17 protein-coding genes are annotated in these 17,755 nt (G+C 50.7%); 12 read left to right on the top strand and 5 right to left on the bottom strand.

Features of this window, described 5'->3' with window-relative positions:
- The first annotated feature begins 207 nt into the window (after positions 1–207).
- Positions 208–1,281, top strand: a complete 1,074-nt coding sequence (locus N7268_RS08385) for a diguanylate cyclase (protein WP_260862467.1) — start codon at positions 208–210, stop codon at positions 1,279–1,281.
- A gap of 108 nt (positions 1,282–1,389) precedes the next feature.
- Positions 1,390–2,178 carry a siderophore-iron reductase FhuF gene (gene fhuF / locus N7268_RS08380; protein ID WP_260862466.1) on the top strand — a complete coding sequence of 263 codons (789 nt, stop codon included), beginning with the start codon at positions 1,390–1,392 and terminating at the stop codon, positions 2,176–2,178.
- Between the two features lie 30 nt (positions 2,179–2,208).
- On the opposite strand, the gene N7268_RS08375 is transcribed toward fhuF, so the two are convergent.
- On the bottom strand, positions 2,209–3,552 hold the full coding sequence (locus tag N7268_RS08375) for a PTS sugar transporter subunit IIC (protein WP_260862465.1): 1,344 nt from the start codon (positions 3,550–3,552) through the stop codon (positions 2,209–2,211).
- A gap of 365 nt (positions 3,553–3,917) precedes the next feature.
- Between N7268_RS08375 and N7268_RS08370 the strand changes: the two genes are divergently transcribed.
- The gene (locus tag N7268_RS08370; RefSeq protein ID WP_260862464.1) at positions 3,918–4,376 is read left to right on the top strand and encodes a YbaK/EbsC family protein; all 459 of its coding nucleotides are present in this window, start codon (positions 3,918–3,920) and stop codon (positions 4,374–4,376) included.
- Between the two features lie 64 nt (positions 4,377–4,440).
- On the opposite strand, the gene bglJ is transcribed toward N7268_RS08370, so the two are convergent.
- Positions 4,441–5,118 carry a DNA-binding transcriptional activator BglJ gene (gene bglJ / locus N7268_RS08365; RefSeq protein WP_260862463.1) on the bottom strand — a complete coding sequence of 226 codons (678 nt, stop codon included), beginning with the start codon at positions 5,116–5,118 and terminating at the stop codon, positions 4,441–4,443.
- On the bottom strand, positions 5,079–5,804 hold the full coding sequence (locus tag N7268_RS08360; protein ID WP_260862462.1) for a helix-turn-helix transcriptional regulator: 726 nt from the start codon (positions 5,802–5,804) through the stop codon (positions 5,079–5,081). Before N7268_RS08360 ends, bglJ begins: the two co-directional genes overlap by 40 nt.
- A 450-nt stretch (positions 5,805–6,254) precedes the next feature.
- Between N7268_RS08360 and N7268_RS08355 the strand changes: the two genes are divergently transcribed.
- The 6 genes from N7268_RS08355 (at position 6,255) to opgB (ending at position 11,978) form a co-directional block, all read left to right on the top strand.
- The gene (locus N7268_RS08355; RefSeq protein WP_198906586.1) at positions 6,255–7,031 is read left to right on the top strand and encodes a threonine/serine exporter ThrE family protein; all 777 of its coding nucleotides are present in this window, start codon (positions 6,255–6,257) and stop codon (positions 7,029–7,031) included.
- Positions 7,022–7,495 (top strand): threonine/serine exporter, encoded by a 474-nt coding sequence (locus N7268_RS08350; RefSeq protein WP_198906587.1) that lies wholly within the window; start codon positions 7,022–7,024, stop codon positions 7,493–7,495. Before N7268_RS08355 ends, N7268_RS08350 begins: the two co-directional genes overlap by 10 nt.
- Positions 7,496–7,618: 123 nt before the next feature.
- Positions 7,619–8,158, top strand: coding sequence for a primosomal protein DnaT (gene dnaT / locus N7268_RS08345; RefSeq protein WP_260862461.1), 540 nt, complete (start codon positions 7,619–7,621; stop codon positions 8,156–8,158).
- A gap of 2 nt (positions 8,159–8,160) precedes the next feature.
- Complete coding sequence (gene dnaC / locus N7268_RS08340; RefSeq protein ID WP_198906589.1) at positions 8,161–8,898, top strand: DNA replication protein DnaC; 738 nt, start codon at positions 8,161–8,163, stop codon at positions 8,896–8,898.
- A 68-nt stretch (positions 8,899–8,966) separates the two neighbouring features.
- Entirely contained in the window at positions 8,967–9,461 is a 495-nt protein-coding gene (locus N7268_RS08335; RefSeq protein ID WP_198906590.1) for a DUF2501 domain-containing protein, read from the top strand.
- A gap of 225 nt (positions 9,462–9,686) precedes the next feature.
- Positions 9,687–11,978, top strand: coding sequence for a phosphatidylglycerol--membrane-oligosaccharide glycerophosphotransferase (gene opgB / locus N7268_RS08330; RefSeq protein WP_260862460.1), 2,292 nt, complete (start codon positions 9,687–9,689; stop codon positions 11,976–11,978).
- An 80-nt stretch (positions 11,979–12,058) separates the two neighbouring features.
- Here the strand turns inward: opgB and N7268_RS08325 are convergent, their stop codons facing one another.
- Together N7268_RS08325 and N7268_RS08320 are read right to left on the bottom strand one after the other, a co-directional pair.
- Positions 12,059–13,504 carry a tagaturonate reductase gene (locus N7268_RS08325; RefSeq protein ID WP_260862459.1) on the bottom strand — a complete coding sequence of 482 codons (1,446 nt, stop codon included), beginning with the start codon at positions 13,502–13,504 and terminating at the stop codon, positions 12,059–12,061.
- A 13-nt stretch (positions 13,505–13,517) separates the two neighbouring features.
- On the bottom strand, positions 13,518–14,540 hold the full coding sequence (locus N7268_RS08320; protein ID WP_260862458.1) for a zinc-binding alcohol dehydrogenase family protein: 1,023 nt from the start codon (positions 14,538–14,540) through the stop codon (positions 13,518–13,520).
- A gap of 137 nt (positions 14,541–14,677) precedes the next feature.
- Between N7268_RS08320 and N7268_RS08315 the strand changes: the two genes are divergently transcribed.
- The 3 genes from N7268_RS08315 to N7268_RS08305 all read left to right on the top strand — a co-directional run bounded on the left by N7268_RS08315 (position 14,678) and on the right by N7268_RS08305 (position 17,748).
- Positions 14,678–15,592: a GntR family transcriptional regulator gene (locus N7268_RS08315; protein ID WP_260862456.1), complete on the top strand. Its 915-nt coding sequence runs from the start codon at positions 14,678–14,680 to the stop codon at positions 15,590–15,592.
- Positions 15,593–15,805: 213 nt separating this feature from the next.
- Positions 15,806–17,167, top strand: coding sequence for an MFS transporter (locus N7268_RS08310; protein ID WP_260862454.1), 1,362 nt, complete (start codon positions 15,806–15,808; stop codon positions 17,165–17,167).
- Between the two features lie 65 nt (positions 17,168–17,232).
- On the top strand, positions 17,233–17,748 hold the full coding sequence (locus N7268_RS08305; RefSeq protein ID WP_260863536.1) for a GNAT family N-acetyltransferase: 516 nt from the start codon (positions 17,233–17,235) through the stop codon (positions 17,746–17,748).
- Positions 17,749–17,755 lie beyond the last annotated feature (7 nt).

Raw genomic sequence — 17,755 nt, 5'->3', positions numbered from 1 at the left:
TTTTCTCATTTGTCAGCCAGGAAAGACTATCAATTATATGAGTTTTACTTAACGATTGATGACATGAATTATTGAAGGTGATAAATTGCTCACCGGTTAGCTTTTCAACAAAAAACAATAAATACCTATGCGAATGATTTTTCGTTCGTTATTTTTTCCCTGACGAAAACATCTTCGTATATTGCAGATAAATAACAATATTTACCTATGACAGTACAATCCTGGCGAACTCTGCGCACCAAAAAATATCAACTCTCTTTACGCCTGTTTCTGTTTCTCAACGCAGTATCTTCGCTGTTTACGCTTTTCTTCCCCCTTTTTGCCGTCAAAGCCTTATCCCTCCCGGCCATACTCATCTGTGCCGCGAGTACCCTGATGTTGATATGGCATGGGAAATACGTTGATAAAAGAATTAATCTCCCTTTTATTTCAACCCTTTTTGGCTTGCTGTGGGCCGCGCATATTGTTCTGAAATATGCGCAACTGGGTCATAGTGATTATTATTTTCTTTTGATAGCACTTCTTAGCGTGTTGTTTATTGGCTCGATCGCTTTTGCCAATAATATCATCGCATTTACACTCCATTCATTACCCTCAGTCGCCGTGTGCTTGTGGCTTAACGGTAGCGAGCATGGCCTGCGTATTTTCTACTTTATGGCGCTCCCCATGGTCGGGATCGCCATTCAGCATGTGATTCAAAAACGCTACGATGGTTTCGCCCAGCAGCTGATGTACAAACTGCTGGAAGAGCGGGAAACACTGAACGGGCTCAGCATGCTTGACCCCCTCACGGGACTGTATAATCGCCGCGGGCTGCAAAACAGGCTCGATACGCTGCTGGCGCTGAGCAACGCCAGGCACTATGTCTTATTGCTGGATATCGATCATTTCAAAGCCTATAACGATCATTACGGCCATATGATGGGCGACCAGGCGCTGATTCGCGTTTCTGCCGCCATCCGCGATTCAGTGCGTTCGCGGGATGTGGTGGCACGTTTTGGTGGCGAAGAATTTATGGTGTTGCTGACTGCCGTCGATCCTCAGCAAGCGCTGGCTGCGGCCGAACGTATTCGCCAGAAAGTGTACGATCTGAAAATTCCCCACATGTTTAATGAAAGCGTGGCAACCAATGTGACCGTCAGTATCGGCATTGCGCCGCTTTTGGAACAGGATATTGATGCAGCTATCGCCAAAGCCGATAAAGCCCTTTACGAAGCCAAGAGTCGGGGTCGAAACAATACGCTGGTTAGCGATGAACTCCGCAACCTGCCCTTCATCTGAGCTATCTGTGCGGTGCCGCCCGACATCATGACAAAGATCTTGCCATCGTTTTCCTCTATCTATAGGATTGGAAATCATTATCATTTAGATTAACATCCCTATATCGATATGGCTTACCGTTCCGCACCGATTGTTGAAGATGTCATCTGGCGAAGCCACTTTCCCCCGGAGATGCCCTCTCTGGCGGATTCGGTTCGCGCAACGATAGCGCAGACTCGTGAGCATCTGCTGGATTTCATACGCCTTGATGAAACACCTCCGCAAGGCGCGATGACGCTGCAGGAATGGACACAGCCTGCGATGTTGAGTTCACTTCTGGCTGTCTATTCAGATCATATCTATCGCAATCAGCCCGCATTGCCGCGTGAAAATAAGCCACTGATTTCCCTGTGGGCGCAATGGTATATCGGCCTGATGGTTCCCCCACTCATGCTGGCCTTGCTGACACAGAAAGAAGCCATTGATACCGCGCCTGAACATATCCACGTAGAGTTTCACGAAACCGGTCGTGCGGCATGCTTCTGGATAGACGTGCATCAGGACAACCAGGCTACCGCCCTCTCCCCGCAACAACGGATGGAAACGCTGATTCTCTCAGCACTGATGCCTGTTGTGCAGGCGCTGGAGTCTACGGGCGAGATCAACGGTAAGCTCATCTGGAGCAATACAGGCTATTTAATTCACTGGTATTTGACGGAAATGAAACCGTTGTTAGGTGAGGAGCTGTTGTCCGCGCTGCGCCAGACCTGCTTCTTTGAAAAACACCTCTCCAGCGGCCAGGATAATCCGTTGTGGCGTACCGTTGTGCCGCGTGAGGGTCTGTTAGTGCGCAGAACCTGCTGCCAGCGCTATCGGTTGCCTGATGTTCAGCAGTGCGGTGACTGTACGCTAAAATAAGCGAGGAGCGACAGCCCCTCGCTTACCCTGTTATGCAACCTGCTGATTTTCTTCCTCTAAACGCTGTGCTTCTTCCGTTTCTTGCGCCAGCAACTGCTTCTCATAGACCTTAAAGAAAGGGAAGTAAATGATGGCAGATACCAATGCCAGCAACACCACCAGGATCGCGGCACGATAATCCCAACCCAGCGCCCATGCCGCGCCAACAGGTGCAGGGGCGGTCCAGGGAACAACGGAGATCACACGGCCAATCAGATCCAGTTTCATCGCCGCCCATGCCAGAATCGCGTTCACCATCGGCGCCAACAGGAACGGGATAAAGAAGACGGGGTTCATCACAATTGGCGTTCCGAAAATCACCGGTTCATTGATATTAAAAATACTGGGAACCACGCTCAACCGCCCAATCGAGCGCAAATGGGCCGAACGGCTACGCAGATAACAAATCACCAGTCCCATTGTCGCCCCGGACCCGCCAACTACAATGAAGAAGGTCCAGAACGCTTCCATAAAGATATGCGGTAACGGCGCCCCCTGTGCCAGCGCCGACTGGTTCATCCCGAGGTTAGTCAGCCAGAACATTTGCAGCATTCCCGACACGATTGCGGCACCATGAATACCGGCAAACCACAGCAGATGACCAATTAGCACCGCTAGTAAGATTGCCGGGAGAGAATCTGCGGCTGAGACCAGCGGTTTAAAAATAGCCATAATGGCCTGCGAGATCAGCATGTCGAACTGCGACTGTATCACCAGGCTTAATGGGTACAGCGTTAATACCACGACCAGTACGGGGATCAGCAGATCAAAGGAATTTTTGATCATCGGCGGCACCTGATCGGGTAAACGGATCCCGATATTGTGCGCCTTCAGAAAACGCATCATCTCCACACAGTAAATCGCAACCAGGATCGCGGTAAAAATGCCCGTACCGCCCAGGCTATCAACGGGCAGAGCACCTTTGGTTTTCGGTGCGGCAATCAGTAAAAAAGCCATGATGGACAACATCGCACACATAAACGGATCTAACTGATGCGACTTCACATAGTGCTTACCCAGGTTATAGGCAATGGCCGCACAGATGTAGACAGACATGATCCCCATCGTCATATCAAAGGGGGTGAGGATCTGACCTTCGAATTGTTTTGCCAAATCAAGCCATGTGCGTGCGAATCCCCAGGTGGTATCCGGCGAAAAAGGGGGATAAGCGAAAACCAGCAGGAACGATCCGACAATCATGAAAGGCATGGCAGAAATAAAGCCGTCACGTATTGCCATAACATGGCGTTGTGAGGAGATACGCCCCGCGACAGGGCTAACATAGTTTTCTACAAAGCGAAAAATCACATTAAAGACTGCATGGTTAGTAGACATAGCCGATCTCCTGTTCTCCAAAACCCTGCATATGTGCTGGTATCAACACCACCACGTCAGGCCTATTACCACTTTTCGCAACCGTGCCGGGAGAATCGCCAGCGCTACAGCTTTTAGAGTTAAGTTTCATAGATGGCTCTTATCATGTGATACAGAGGAAGTGACAACTTCAGTATTAATCGCCATTTCACTATTCTGCAACCGGTTACTGTAACCGGTTTCTTTGATTGTGAAGATGATCGAAAAACAGCAAATGTTGCCATGTTGTTACAATAAAATATTTACAGTGAGACTTCCCCTATGACAAATTATGTCCTGCCGTTTTCTGCTATGTGGGGCTGCCTGCAGGCGATCAGGAGAGAAGAATGAGTTTGGAATCAGTACGGCAGTTTTTAGCGGAACATGCCCCGGATATTGAAATCATTGAATTAGCGCAAAGCACAGCCACTGTCGATATGGCAGCAAAAGCCCATAACGTTGAGCCAGGCCAAATCGCCAAGACATTATCGCTAAAGGTCAAAAATGACATTATCCTGGTGGTCGCCAAAGGAGATGCCCGGCTGGATAATAAGAAGTTAAAGAGTACGTTTGGCGCAAAAGCCCGTATGCTCAGCAGTGATGAAGTCGTTAACGCGACAGGCCATCCTGTTGGCGGCGTTTGTCCTTTTGGGCTGGAAACGCCCATTTCGGTGTACTGCGATATTTCCCTGAAAGGGTACGATGAAGTGCTTCCCGCGGCGGGAGCCACACACAGCGCGGTTCGAATCGCGCCTGAAAGGATGGCGGAACTGACTTCCGCAACCTGGGTAGATGTCTGCCAGTAACGAATTCACCTCCTGCGCCGATGACGACACACATCATCGGCACAGGTTCATTCAATTTCGCCCGTCACGAAACCGCCTGAAGAAAAGGCGCTGGCTCAGCTGAACGCAGGTGCAACAAGATATCAGCCGCATTCAATAAGCCGGCATCAGAGTTAACCCCAAGCTTACACATCACATTAAATTTATGCGCACGAATCGTTTTTATATTCCGCTCAAGCTGAATGGCGATCTGTGGCATCGAATAACCATTCGACATAAAACGCAATATTTCACGCTCTGTAGGACTTAACGTACGACCTTGATTGATATACCAGAGACTTTTCGTGTTTTCCGTACCCTCAGTGACACAATCCAGGACTGTCGCTAATCTTTCCTGCAACTCACTTAACGCAGAGGATTTGCTTATCACTGCATCCAGTGGCAACGGAGAGAGAGAGCCGATTAAACGAACCTCAGCATCATCATCCGCGATAACAACGCGCCGAATGTGGGGATAGTTTACCGCCAACTCCGTCAGGTAGATCAATCCGGCTCTGCGATCGGTACGCAATGCAGACAGTGAAAACATCAGCATCGAAAACGGCGTCGTTAACATTGCCTGACTGAATTCAGTCTGATGAGAAAAGAGGTGGAGATTGTATTGATTATTGGGAATAGCATTAAATAAATTTTTAATGCCGATGCGACTCATTGTGCACTTTTCTACCAGTGCGACATTTCCTTTGATGATTCCGTCTTCCATTCCGTGGTCTCTCCACCAACTGAAGGTAAATTCAGCTCTCGTGCTCCTTGAGAACTGTTTATCCATGCATACATTTCTGCATTACTATGAATTGATAAGCGGCGCATAGCGCTATTCTTTTGGGCGCTGATTGTTTTATTACTTTTATTAAGTAACATCGCAATCTGATTAATTCCCCAGCCTTTTCCCAGAAGCCGTAACACTTTTCTCTCTGAGAGAGTGAGAATTATTGACCGTACGCTATGATCCACTCGCTCAGGTACCACTGGCGGAAAGAGCAACGTCTTGCTGATCCGCTCGGCACGAATATTACCCATATGAATGACATTGACTAAACTTTCAATCGGCTCCGCATCCGATAACAATGAACTGGCCGGGCACATCAGCAGTTCAACGGCCTGGGGATAAAACACGCGAGAAACGAGAAACACCCAGTGAATATCACGGTATTGCGTTAATAAAGTATAAAACTGTTCGCAGACAGCACGAGGGTTCGCACTATCTCCAGTTAAATCAGCAACCACCAAATCGGTATGCCGTAACTGTAATATTGTAAGCTCTTCTACGGAACGACAGTAAGTCAGTTCATAATCGGGAAAATGCGTTTTTATCGCGCCTTTTAATCCCATTTGCATTATCGGCAATGCACTAATAACAATTGCCTTTCTGCAGCGTCCTGGCAACATATCTCCTCCACATCCCTATGTTTTCTATTCCATTCACGCTATAAGACTGTCATACACAATAATTTAATTACCCAGAGACAGTGAGAATGAACAATAGATACAGTGAATTGTTTACCTTTGATTTTATCTAATAACAAATAATATTAAAGCAAGCGCGTTACAATCCCAATAACACTCTGCTATTGGTCTATTATCGCATAATTACTTGAAAAAATATTAACTGCATAATTAAAAGAACTAAATTATAACATTAGCAATTCTAAGGTATTTAGCCTTCATTTTATCACCCCCTGATCCGCTACAGCGCCATCGTGGTTGCCTCAGGAAAGTGAAACGAAGCATCACTTGTTTTCAACACAAACCTTGATCTTAGCCAGAGCCAACTGGCTTACGCTTCATGGTAAAAGTAGACTTTAGTCCTTCCGAGATGCGTTTCAGTCAGAGCGAGCCATGCAAACAGAGCAGTCGTTACAGCGAACGGTTACACGGTTATGTATTCAATGCGGACTTTTTTTACTGCAGCACGGCGCGGAAAGCGCGCTGGTTGACGAACTCTCCACCCGCCTCGGGCTGGCACTGGGAATGGACAGCGTCGAAAGCGCCATCTCGTCCAATGCTATCGTCCTGACGACGATCAAAGATGGGCAGTGCCTGACCTCGACCCGAAAAAATCAGGATCGCGGTATTAATATGCACGTTGTGACAGAAGTGCAGCACATCGTCATTTTGGCAGAACACAGACTGCTGGATGAAAAAGGCGTAGAGAAACGCTTTAGCCAAATTAAGCCGCTGCGTTATCCAAGGTGGTTGGTTGCTTTCATGGTCGGGGTGTCTTGCGCCTGCTTCTGTAAACTCAACAAAGGCGGATGGGATGGCGCGATGATTACCTTTTTCGCCAGTATGATCGCCATGTATATCCGCCAGTTTCTGGCCTCCCGGCATTTGCACCCGCAAATTAACTTCTGTGTCACTGCCTTTGTTGCCACCACGATTTCCGGTTTGCTGCTGACACTGCCTACATTTAGTCACACCCCCACCGTCGCCATGGCTGCCAGCGTACTGCTGCTGGTGCCGGGTTTTCCCCTGATCAATTCCGTCGCAGATATGTTTAAAGGGCACATTAATACCGGTCTTGCCCGTTGGGCTATTGCCAGTCTGCTCACGCTTGCGACCTGTGTGGGCGTGGTCATGTCGTTAACGTTATGGGGGCTTCGCGGATGGGTGTGATCGATTTCATTTTGGCACTGCTGCAGGACATGATCCTGTCGGCGATCCCTGCAGCGGGGTTTGCCATGGTATTTAACGTACCGCATCGTGCGCTCCCCTGGTGCGCCTTACTCGGCGCGCTTGGGCACGGTTCGCGGATGGTGATGATGACCGCAGGATTCAACATTGAATGGTCAACCTTTATGGCTTCCTTGCTGGTGGGTTGTATTGGGATCCAGTGGTCACGGTGGTATCTGGCGCACCCGAAAGTTTTCACCGTCGCTGCCGTGATCCCGATGTTTCCAGGGATCTCCGCCTACACCGCCATGATATCTGCGGTGAAAATAGGCCATTTGGGCTATAGCGAAGCGCTGATGATTACGCTGCTGACCAACTTCCTGAAAGCGTCATCCATTGTGGGTGCCCTCTCTATCGGTCTTTCCATTCCAGGATTATGGCTGTATCGCAAGCGCCCGCGCGTTTGACTGTTTCGCCCTCCAGCAACATCGCAGATGGGGGTAACCTTCCCTCATCTGCTGCTCTCCCTCTTCTCTGTGTTACTATAAAAGCAGCCCCTTCTCGGTTGTGGTTCAGTATTGAGAAACATTATGCCCTGCAAAATTTTGACTTCGGACGTCATCGGTATTGACGCCTTATTACACGATCACAACGCGGTGCTGGCGAAGTCAGCCAGCGGTGCTGTGGCTGTTTTCGCCAATAATGCCCCCGCTTTTTACGCCGTTACCCCTGAACGGCTGGCTGAACTATTGGCGCTTGAAGAGAAGCTGTCACGCCCGGGAAGCGATGTGATGCTGGATGCGCAATTTTATGAAGAGCCGTCAGCGGCACCTGTTGCGGTTCCCATGGGGAAATTTGCGATGTACGCTGACTGGCAGCCCGATGCCGATTTTCAGCGGCAAGCCGCATTATGGGGCGTGGCGTTGAGAGAGCCCGTCACCGCCGAAGAGCTGGCCTCATTTGTTGCCTACTGGCAGGCGGAAGGCAAAGTTTTTCACCATATTCAGTGGCAACAAAAACTGGCGCGTAGCCTGCAGATTGGCCGGGCCAGCAATGGCGGAATGCCAAAGCGTGATGTTAACAGTGTCAGCGAACCTGACAGTCATATTCCACCAGGTTTTAGAGGATAACGATGAAAAACGTTGGCGACCTGATGAAACGTCTGCAAAAAATGATGCCGCCCAATGTAGAGCCTGCCTTTAAAACGGGCGAGGAACTGCTGGCATGGCAAAAAGAGCAAGGTGAAATTCGTGCGGCGGCACTGGCTCGCGAGAACCGGGCAATGAAAATGCAGCGCACATTCAATCGCTCCGGTATCCGTCCGCTCCACCAAAACTGTTCATTCGATAACTATCGGGTGGAGTGCGAAGGTCAGATGAACGCCCTAAGCAAAGCCCGCCAGTACGTTGAAGAGTTTGATGGCAACATCGCCAGCTTTATCTTCTCCGGCAAGCCGGGCACCGGCAAAAACCATCTGGCAGCCGCCATCTGTAACGAACTGCTGCTGCGCGGCAAGTCGGTACTGATCATTACCGTGGCCGATATCATGTCGGCGATGAAAAATACGTTCAGCAACCGAGAAACCAGCGAAGAGCAGTTACTCAACGATCTCAGCAACGTGGATCTGTTGGTGATCGACGAGATCGGCATGCAAACCGAATCCCGCTATGAAAAGGTGATCATCAACCAGATCGTTGATCGCCGCTCATCGTCAAAACGCCCCACCGGCATGCTCACCAATAGCAATATGGATGAAATGAACAAACTGCTGGGTGAACGTGTGATGGATCGTATGCGACTCGGCAACAGCCTGTGGGTCATTTTTAACTGGGAAAGCTACCGTAGCCGGGTAACCGGTAAAGAATATTAATGCATTGGGAACACTCTTAAGACCAGCAGCGCTATACTGCGCTGAAAAGGCATAACAGAGTGACCATAATGATGAAAACAGCAAAACGTATTCTGTGCTGCGCGGTTGCCGCCAGCACACTCATTTCCACCAGCATTTTCGCGGCTTCCTGGCAGGATTCGCTTTCCAGCGCAGCCAGCGAACTGAGCAAACAAGGCTCAACCTCACAGCAAGGCACCTCCTCGCTCTCTTCCCTGACCAGTCTCCTGAGCGGCAGCAACCAGTCACTGACCTCCAGCAGTATGAATAATGCCGCGGGTATCCTGGAATACTGTGCCAAACAAAAACTGGCTTCAGTCACTGACGCGCAAAACGTCAAAAACCAGGTACTGGATAAGCTGGGTCTGAGCGCGCCAGAGCAGAAAAAAGACACGAACTATCTGGACGGAATTCAGGGCCTGCTCAACGCCAAAGATGGGCAACAGCTTGATCTGAGCACCATTGGCAACAGCTCACTGGCGCAGCAGGTAAAAACCAAGGCATGCGATCTGGTTTTAAAACAGGGCATGAACTTTATTTCCTGATGCTGCAAACGCCGCGTACGGCCTTTTTCCGACCCGCGCGGCGTCCCCCCGGCTGCTTCAATCACACAGTGATCCCCCTCAAAAACACGCATTTCTAAACCAATTCTGAACAACAACATCATTAAATGTCACTAGAATTGCAGCAATGTAACATCGCCATTACATTGTAATCTCCCCAAATGATTAGCCTGCCAGCCAAACCGCTGGTTTACTGAGGATCGTCCGTTGTCTGAATTATTCTCCATCACTCTGTTTCTCGCTTCGGTGCTGATTTACACCTGGAAAGCGGGCCGCAATACCTGGTGGTTTGCCGCCATGTTGACGGTGTTGGGAATTTTTATCGTCTTGAATATCACCCTGTATGCCAGTGACTATTTCACCGGCGACGGCATTAACGATGCGGTGCTCTATACGCTGACCAACAGCCTGACAGGCGCGGGCATCAGCAAATATATTCTTCCGGGCGTCGGGATTGCACTGGCATTGACCACTGTCTTTGCCGCCTTAGGCTGGGTACTGCGCCGCCGTCGCCACCACCCTCATCATGTGGGCTACAGCCTGCTGGCGCTGATACTCGCGCTGGCCTCTGTTGATGCCAGCCCGGCATTTCACCAGATCACTGAACTGGTTCGATCCCAGTCTCGCGAAGGCGATCCTGATTTCACGGCGTATTACAAAGAACCTTCGAAAACCATTCCCAACCCGAAGCTGAACCTGGTGTATATCTACGGTGAAAGCCTGGAGCGTACCTACTTTAACAATGACGCGTTCCCGGATCTGACCCCGGAACTGGGCGCATTAAAAAATGAAGGAATGGACTTCAGCCACACTATGCAATTGCCTGGTACGGATTACACCATCGCCGGTATGGTCGCCTCACAGTGCGGAATTCCACTGTTTGCTCCATTTGAAGGTAACGCCTCGGCCTCGGTCTCCAGTTTCTTCCCACAAAATATCTGCCTGGGCGATATTTTGAAAAACTCCGGCTATCAAAACTATTTTGTACAGGGCGCAAATCTGCGTTTTGCCGGGAAAGACGTATTCCTGAAATCCCATGGTTTTGATTATCTGTACGGCGCGGAAGAGTTAAAAAGCGTGGTGGCAGACCCCACTTACCGCAACGACTGGGGTTTTTATGATGACACCGTGCTGGATGAAGCATGGAAAAAATTCGAAGCCCTTTCGCGTTCTGGTCAACGTTTTTCGCTGTTTACCCTGACAGTAGATACGCACCACCCGGATGGATTCATCTCGCGCACTTGTAACCGTAAACGCTATGACATCGACGGTAAGGCAAACCAGTCCTTTAGCGCCGTCAGCTGCAGTCAGGAAAACATTGCGGCATTTATTAATAAGATCAAAGCGTCACCCTGGTTTAAAGATACCGTTATCGTGGTCTCTTCCGATCACCTGGCGATGAACAACACCGCCTGGAAGTACCTGAATAAACAGGATCGCAATAATCTGTTCTTTGTCCTGCGCGGTGACAAGCCTCAGCAGGAAACCCTGGCCGTGAAACGCAACACCATGGATAACGGCGCCACGGTACTGGATATTCTGGGGGGCGATAACTTTATCGGTCTCGGACGCAGCAGTTTGTCCAGCGAATCCGTTTCGGAAGTGTTCCTGAACATCAAAGAAAAAGTGCTGGCGTGGAAGCCCGATATTATTCGGTTGTGGAACTTCCCCAAAGAGATGAAAGCGTTCACCGTCGATCAAGACAAGAGCATGGTCTCTTTCTCGGGGAGCCATTTCCGGCTGCCCCTGCTGTTGCGCGTGTCGGACAAACGCGTGGAGCCGCTGCCGGAAAGCGAATACTCCGCCCCACTGCGCTTCCAGCTGGCGGATTTCGCCCCGCGCGATAACTTTGTCTGGATAGACCGTTGCTACAAAATGGCGCAGCTGTGGGCGCCGGAGCTGGCGCTTTCAACCGACTGGTGCGTATCGCAAGGCCAGTTAGGCGGACAGCAGATCGTGCAACACGTCGATAAAGCCAAATGGAAAGGTAAGACCGTATTTAAAGATACGGTCATCGACATCGAGCGCTACAAAGGCAACGTTGATACGCTAAAAATTGTCGATAACGATATTCGCTACAAAGCTGACAGTTTCATCTTTAACGTGGCCGGAGCCCCGGAAGAGGTCAGACAATTCAGTGGGATTTCACGCCCCGAATCCTGGGGACGCTGGTCCAATGCGCAGCTGAGCGAAGAGGTGAAAATCGAATACAAAGCGCCGTTACCGAAGAAATTTGATCTGGTCATCACCGCCAAGGCTTTCGGTGACAACGCTAATCGCCCGATTCCCGTTCGTGTCGGCAACGAGGAGCAGATGCTGACGTTAAGCCATGATGTCAGTACTACCACGTTGCGTTTTGATAACCCGACAAACGCCGACACGCTGGTGATTGTCCCTCCCGATCCGGTTGCCACCAACGAGGGTAACATTTTGGGTCACTCGCCGCGTAAGCTCGGGATCGGGATGGTAGAAATCAAAGTCGTGGACGTGCAGGGATAAACCTTCGGGCCTACATCAATCCCTCTTTTGCCAGGAAAAAAAACAGCGCCCAACACCACCCCGGGCGCTGCATGGCAACTTTAATTGAGACTCTTCACCGCCTGGCGCATTCCCTGATCCAGAATGAGCGCCAGGTTTGCCGTCACCTGCCCGGCCAACCCAGGGCGCAACGAGAGATCCTCGCCCCAGTGCTCGTTATCGCAGAGCACCGCATCCACCAGCTCACGCAGCGTCAGGTCATTGCCGACACGCGGCCAAAGATCGGCATACCGGCGGATCCACTGTTCATCATCCTGCAAGGGATAGCGTTCTCCCGCACGCTCCCCACGATAAAACGCGATGAGTGCAGCCAGTGCAAACGTCAGCCGTACCGGCCAGTGTGCGTTCTGCTGTCCAGCCAACAACTGCGGCAAAATGCGAGTACGAAATTTTGTCATCCCATTAAGCGCGATGGAGAGAAGCTGATGCCGAATATAGGGATTCTGAAAACGTCCGCTGACCGCCCCGGCAAATTCACGTAGCTCATCCGCGGGTAGATCCAACACCGGGATAATTTCTTGCCCAATCGCCTGCTCGACAAAGTGGCGGACATCAGCATCCTGCATCGCCTCACCGACGGTCTCAAGATCACACAGCCAGGCAACGGGCACCAGCGCGGTATGCGCCCCATTGAGAATGGCAACCTTGCGTTCCTTGTATGGCTTAATGTCGTTCACCACACGGATATTCAGCGGGCATTCCGCCAGTTTCAGTTCCTCAGACAGCCATGTCGGCCCCTGAATGACAAACAGGTAAAAGTGTTCAGCAGTATCCAGAAAGGCGTCGTGATACCCCAGCGTAGCCTCAATCGCAGCGGCTTCTTCGCGTGGATAGCCGGTCACAATTCGGTCTACCAACGTTGAACAGAACGTATTGGCCGTTTCCACCCAATCCGCAAACGCCGGGGGAAGCTGCCACTCCTGGGCATACTGCAGCACCAGCGTTTTGAGCGCCTCACCGTTATAGTCGATAAGCTCACACGGGATAATCACCCAGCCCTTATCCACTGCCCCCTCAAAACGATGAAAACGTTCCAACAGCAGGCGCGTCAGTTTGGCCGGAAAACTGACTGGCGGTGCATCATCTACGCTATCGCCAGCGTGATAGCTAATCCCCGCTTCGGTGGTGTTTGAAAACACGAAGCGGATATCCGGATTGTGCGCCAGCGCCAGATACGCCGCAAAATCCTGATACGGGTTAATTTCATTGTTCACCGAGCGGATCAAGCGCGCTTCGCTAACCGCCTCACCCTGCTCATTTAACCCACGAATAAGCGTGGTATACAGACCATCCTGAGTATTTAGCGAAGGGGGAAAATCGCTATTAATCGGACGCACAATCGTCACACCGGCCTGAAGATCCGTCTTCTCATTCAGGATATCCAGTTGCCAGTCAACAAACGCACGCAGGAAGTTGCCTTCACCAAACTGGATCACCCGCGTCGGATAGCATGCGCCTGGAAAATCACGTCGATTCAATGTCTTCATCGCACACTCCTTATCAGAACGTGATCACGCCTTTGATCAGCTCACGGTTGTTAATCACATCCTGTTCGTAAATCTCCGCCAGGGTCGCAAAAGGATAACGGTGCGTGAGCATCATTTCCGCGGTCAACTTCCCTTCTGACATCAAACGACCGACTTTCGCGAAATCCTCCGGCGTGGCGTTGCGACTGCCCATCATGGTGGTCTCTTTTTTGTGAAACTCAGGATCGGAGAACTGCAAATCGCCCTTGAACAGGCCAACAAACACAATGCTGCCGCCGTGGCGAATTAAATTCACCGTATTGTTCATTGCATGCTGATTACCCGTTGCATCAATGACTTTTTGCGCCAGCGAACCGTCAAATTGTGCGCGCAACTGCGCCTCAAAATCGTCGGCTGCAGGATCAAGCACCGGAAGTTCCAGGCGGGAAATCACATGCTCTCTCCGTGCGGGGCTGGTATCTGCGACAACAACCTGTGCGCCATCAGCTTTGGCAATGGCCGCCGCACCGAGCCCAATCGGCCCCGCGCCCACGACAAGTACCTGCTCGCCAGGGGCAACCGCTGCCCGGCGTACCGCATGTGCGCTGATGGCATAAGGTTCAATCAACGCCGCCGCATGCGGGTCAATCCCTTGTGCATCCAGCAGGTTTGTGACCGGAACGGATAAATATTCGCTGAAACCGCCGTCCTGATGTACGCCTATCACTGAGATCTTTTCGCAGCAGTTCGTCCGCCCGCTCTGGCACGCCGGGCACTGCTGACATGCAACGTAAGGAATAACGGCTACCTGCTGGCCTGTTTTCATATTTTGTATATTTTTACCCAGCCCAACAATTTCTCCGCATATTTCATGACCTAATACACGTGGATAACTAAAAAAAGGTTGATTACCGCCCCAGGCATGAATATCGGTTCCGCAAATTCCGACAGACTTAATTTTTATTAATGCTTCACCCTCACCCGGAATAGGTATTTCACGTTCTTTCCAGACTAATTTCTTGGGTTCCTGGCAAATCAACGTATTCATCGTAGACATGATTCTGCTCTCCTGTTTTTTTGTTGCCTCAGATATCGATGAAAATAAAAAAGCCGGAGAAACCGGAAACATAATCTGTGAATCCCGACGCATAAAAATGTTTTAAATCGGGTTTTAATACGCAAAAAGGAGACACCATGAGCCGTTCGCAGAACCTACGCCACAATGTGATTAACCAGATGATCGACGATATGGCGCGCGGCCATATCCCCTCCCCGCTGCCCTCACAAAGCGCACTGGCGGAGATGTACAACATCAGTCGCACCACGGTACGCCATATGCTGAGCCATCTGGGCGAGTGCGGCGTATTGACGCAGGTGGGGAGCCACTACGTTATCGTGCGTAAACCCGATCACGACGACGGTTTTTCATGTACAACAGCCTCAATGACCGAGCAAAACCGTATTTTTGAGCACGCTTTTTTCACCATGATCAACCAGCGTCAGTTACGGGCTGGTGAGAGTTTCTCCGAACTGCAACTCGCCAGAGCCGCGGGGGTAAGTCCGGTGGTAGTGCGGGAATATCTTTTAAAATTCGAGCGTTACAACCTGATCAAAAATGAAAAGCGCGGTCAGTGGAGCATGAAGCAATTTGATCAGGCCTATGCAGAGCAACTGTTCGAATTGAGAGAGATGCTGGAAACGCATTCGCTGCAGCATTTCCTGAACCTGCCCGATGAGGATCCTCGTTGGCTACAGGCGAAAACATTGCTGGAGCGCCATCGTGTACTGCGCGACAGCATCGGCAGCAGCTTTCGTATGTTCTCGCAGTTAGACCGGGAATTCCATGCGCTACTGCTCTCTGCCGCCGATAATATTTTCTTTAATCAATCACTTGAAATAATATCTGTGATTTTCCACTTCCACTATCAATGGGATGAGAGCGATCTCAAGCAGCGCAACATCATCGCCATTGATGAACATATGACGATCCTCAGCGCGCTGATCTGTCGCAGTGACCTGGATGCGACCCTGGCGCTGTGTAACCATTTGAATTCTGCCAAACAATCGATGATTCGCTCTATCAACCAAAGCAGCCACAGCGCTCATTAAGAACAGATAAAAAACAGTAAATCATTACCGGGAGCACGATTCTATAAAAATAAAAACGCCAGAAAAATACCTCTTGCCTATGCTCACGCTAAGTCGACTGCATTAAAAACTTTCGTGAGTGGTGACGAAAAATTGATTTGTCACTGGTATTTTTTCAATACTGCACAGTCCCGCACTGTGTAAAAATAAATTATTGAGGTTCAGGAGTCCGGCGTGGAAAAAAATAATATTACCCTCGACCCGAGTTCTTCGTTTGATGCACCCTCAACTGCGGATATTAATGTTCCGCCAGAGGGTATGGTTCAACGCAGTAGTCGAATAAAGCGCATTCAGACCACAGCAATGATTTTATTATTTTTTGCTGCCGTCATTAATTACCTCGACCGTAGCTCACTGTCGGTAGCGAATTTAACGATTCGCGAAGAACTGGGACTCAGTGCAACACAAATTGGTATCCTGCTGTCCGTATTCTCACTCGCTTACGGTATTGCCCAGTTGCCCTGCGGCCCGTTACTGGACCGCAAAGGTCCGCGCATTATGCTGGGGCTGGGCATGTTTTTCTGGTCGCTGTTTCAGGCCCTCTCCGGCATGGTTCACAGCTTCACCCAATTTGTACTGGTTCGTATCGGGATGGGGATCGGCGAAGCGCCAATGAACCCGTGCGGTGTGAAGGTCATTAACGACTGGTTCAACATCAAAGAACGTGGTCGTCCGATGGGGTTATTCAATGCCGCCTCCACCATCGGTGTTGCGATTAGCCCGCCGATTCTGGCTGCCATGATGCTGGTGATGGGCTGGCGCGGGATGTTCATTACCATCGGTGTGCTGGGCATTTTCCTCGCCATCGGCTGGTATATGCTGTACCGCAACCGCGAGCAGATTGAACTGAGCGCCGTTGAGCAAGCCTATCTGAATGCCGGTAGCGTCAATGCCCGTCGCGATCCTCTGAGCTTCGCCGAATGGCGCAGCCTGTTCCGTAACCGTACCATGTGGGGCATGATGCTGGGCTTTAGCGGCATCAACTACACCGCATGGCTCTATCTGGCCTGGCTGCCGGGTTACCTGCAAACCTCCTATAATCTTGATTTAAAAAGCACCGGTTTAATGGCCGCCATCCCGTTCCTGTTTGGCGCAGCTGGAATGCTGATCAACGGTTTTGTCACCGACTGGCTGGTGAAAGGTGGCATGGCCCCCATTAAGAGCCGTAAGATTTGTATTATTGCCGGGATGTTCTGTTCTGCTGCGTTCACCTTCGTGGTACCGCAGGCGACAACCTCGATGAGTGCCGTGTTGCTGATTGGTATGGCGCTGTTCTGCATCCATTTCGCCGGAACATCCTGCTGGGGATTGATCCACGTCGCTGTCGCCTCTCGTATGACGGCTTCTGTGGGCAGTATCCAGAACTTTGCCAGCTTTATTTGTGCGTCATTCGCGCCGATCGTCACCGGATTTATTGTTGATACCACCAACTCTTTCCGTCTGGCGCTGATCATCTGCGGCTGTGTGACCATGGTGGGCGCGCTCGCCTACATCTTCCTGGTGCGTCAGCCTATCAGCGACCCGCGTCAGGAGTAATGATCCCTAAAGGTCCGGTAACCGCGTGCTACCGGACCTTCACCAAATCCCGCTATACTTCCCCCATGAATCTTACTCTGCGCCCCACGACCTTGACTGATATCGCTAACCTGCCAGACATCGAATGTTCAGCAGGAGAGCGTTTCCGGGACATCCCCTCGCTTGCGTGGATCGCCGACGAGCACCCACTTTCGCCCGCGCAGCACCAGCAATATGTGGAAAAAGGGATGAGCTGGCTGGCGTTGGTGAATCATTGTCCCGTGGGTTTTTTGCTGGCGGAAACGCTGGACTCCTCGCTATTTATTGCCGAGATTTCTCTGCATCTGCAATGGCAGGGAAAAGGGATTGGCCGCAGATTGATTGACCATGTCGCCGGGCACGCGCGTGAGAAAGGCTTCACCTCACTCACTTTGACCACCTTCCGCGATGTGCCGTGGAATGCCCCATTCTATGCAAGATTAGGCTTTGAAATGCTGGCCGATGAAGGGCTAATGCCAACACTGCGCCAGAAGAGAGAGGAAGAAGCGGCGCGTGGTCTGGCGTATGAATTACGCTGTGCCATGCGCCTGAAGCTTATTTAACATGCCG

This window comes from Citrobacter sp. Marseille-Q6884 (assembly GCF_945906775.1).
Taxonomy (GTDB): domain Bacteria; phylum Pseudomonadota; class Gammaproteobacteria; order Enterobacterales; family Enterobacteriaceae; genus Citrobacter.
This window is presented reverse-complemented; position numbering and strand designations above follow the sequence as displayed.

Bases quoted from the DNA above. Each gene is read 5' to 3' on its own strand.
- dnaC (WP_198906589.1), top strand. From the start codon at position 8,161: ATGAAAAACGTTGGCGACCTGATGAAACGTCTGCAAAAAATGATGCCG.
- N7268_RS08320 (WP_260862458.1), bottom strand. From the start codon at position 14,540: ATGTCTACGATGAATACGTTGATTTGCCAGGAACCCAAGAAATTAGTC.
- fhuF (WP_260862466.1), top strand. From the start codon at position 1,390: ATGGCTTACCGTTCCGCACCGATTGTTGAAGATGTCATCTGGCGAAGC.
- N7268_RS08315 (WP_260862456.1), top strand. From the start codon at position 14,678: ATGAGCCGTTCGCAGAACCTACGCCACAATGTGATTAACCAGATGATC.
- N7268_RS08385 (WP_260862467.1), top strand. From the start codon at position 208: ATGACAGTACAATCCTGGCGAACTCTGCGCACCAAAAAATATCAACTC.
- N7268_RS08375 (WP_260862465.1), bottom strand. From the start codon at position 3,552: ATGTCTACTAACCATGCAGTCTTTAATGTGATTTTTCGCTTTGTAGAA.
- bglJ (WP_260862463.1), bottom strand. From the start codon at position 5,118: ATGGAAGACGGAATCATCAAAGGAAATGTCGCACTGGTAGAAAAGTGC.
- N7268_RS08370 (WP_260862464.1), top strand. From the start codon at position 3,918: ATGAGTTTGGAATCAGTACGGCAGTTTTTAGCGGAACATGCCCCGGAT.
- dnaT (WP_260862461.1), top strand. From the start codon at position 7,619: ATGCCCTGCAAAATTTTGACTTCGGACGTCATCGGTATTGACGCCTTA.
- N7268_RS08355 (WP_198906586.1), top strand. From the start codon at position 6,255: ATGCAAACAGAGCAGTCGTTACAGCGAACGGTTACACGGTTATGTATT.
- N7268_RS08325 (WP_260862459.1), bottom strand. From the start codon at position 13,504: ATGAAGACATTGAATCGACGTGATTTTCCAGGCGCATGCTATCCGACG.
- N7268_RS08335 (WP_198906590.1), top strand. From the start codon at position 8,967: ATGATGAAAACAGCAAAACGTATTCTGTGCTGCGCGGTTGCCGCCAGC.
- N7268_RS08350 (WP_198906587.1), top strand. From the start codon at position 7,022: ATGGGTGTGATCGATTTCATTTTGGCACTGCTGCAGGACATGATCCTG.
- N7268_RS08305 (WP_260863536.1), top strand. From the start codon at position 17,233: ATGAATCTTACTCTGCGCCCCACGACCTTGACTGATATCGCTAACCTG.
- N7268_RS08360 (WP_260862462.1), bottom strand. From the start codon at position 5,804: ATGTTGCCAGGACGCTGCAGAAAGGCAATTGTTATTAGTGCATTGCCG.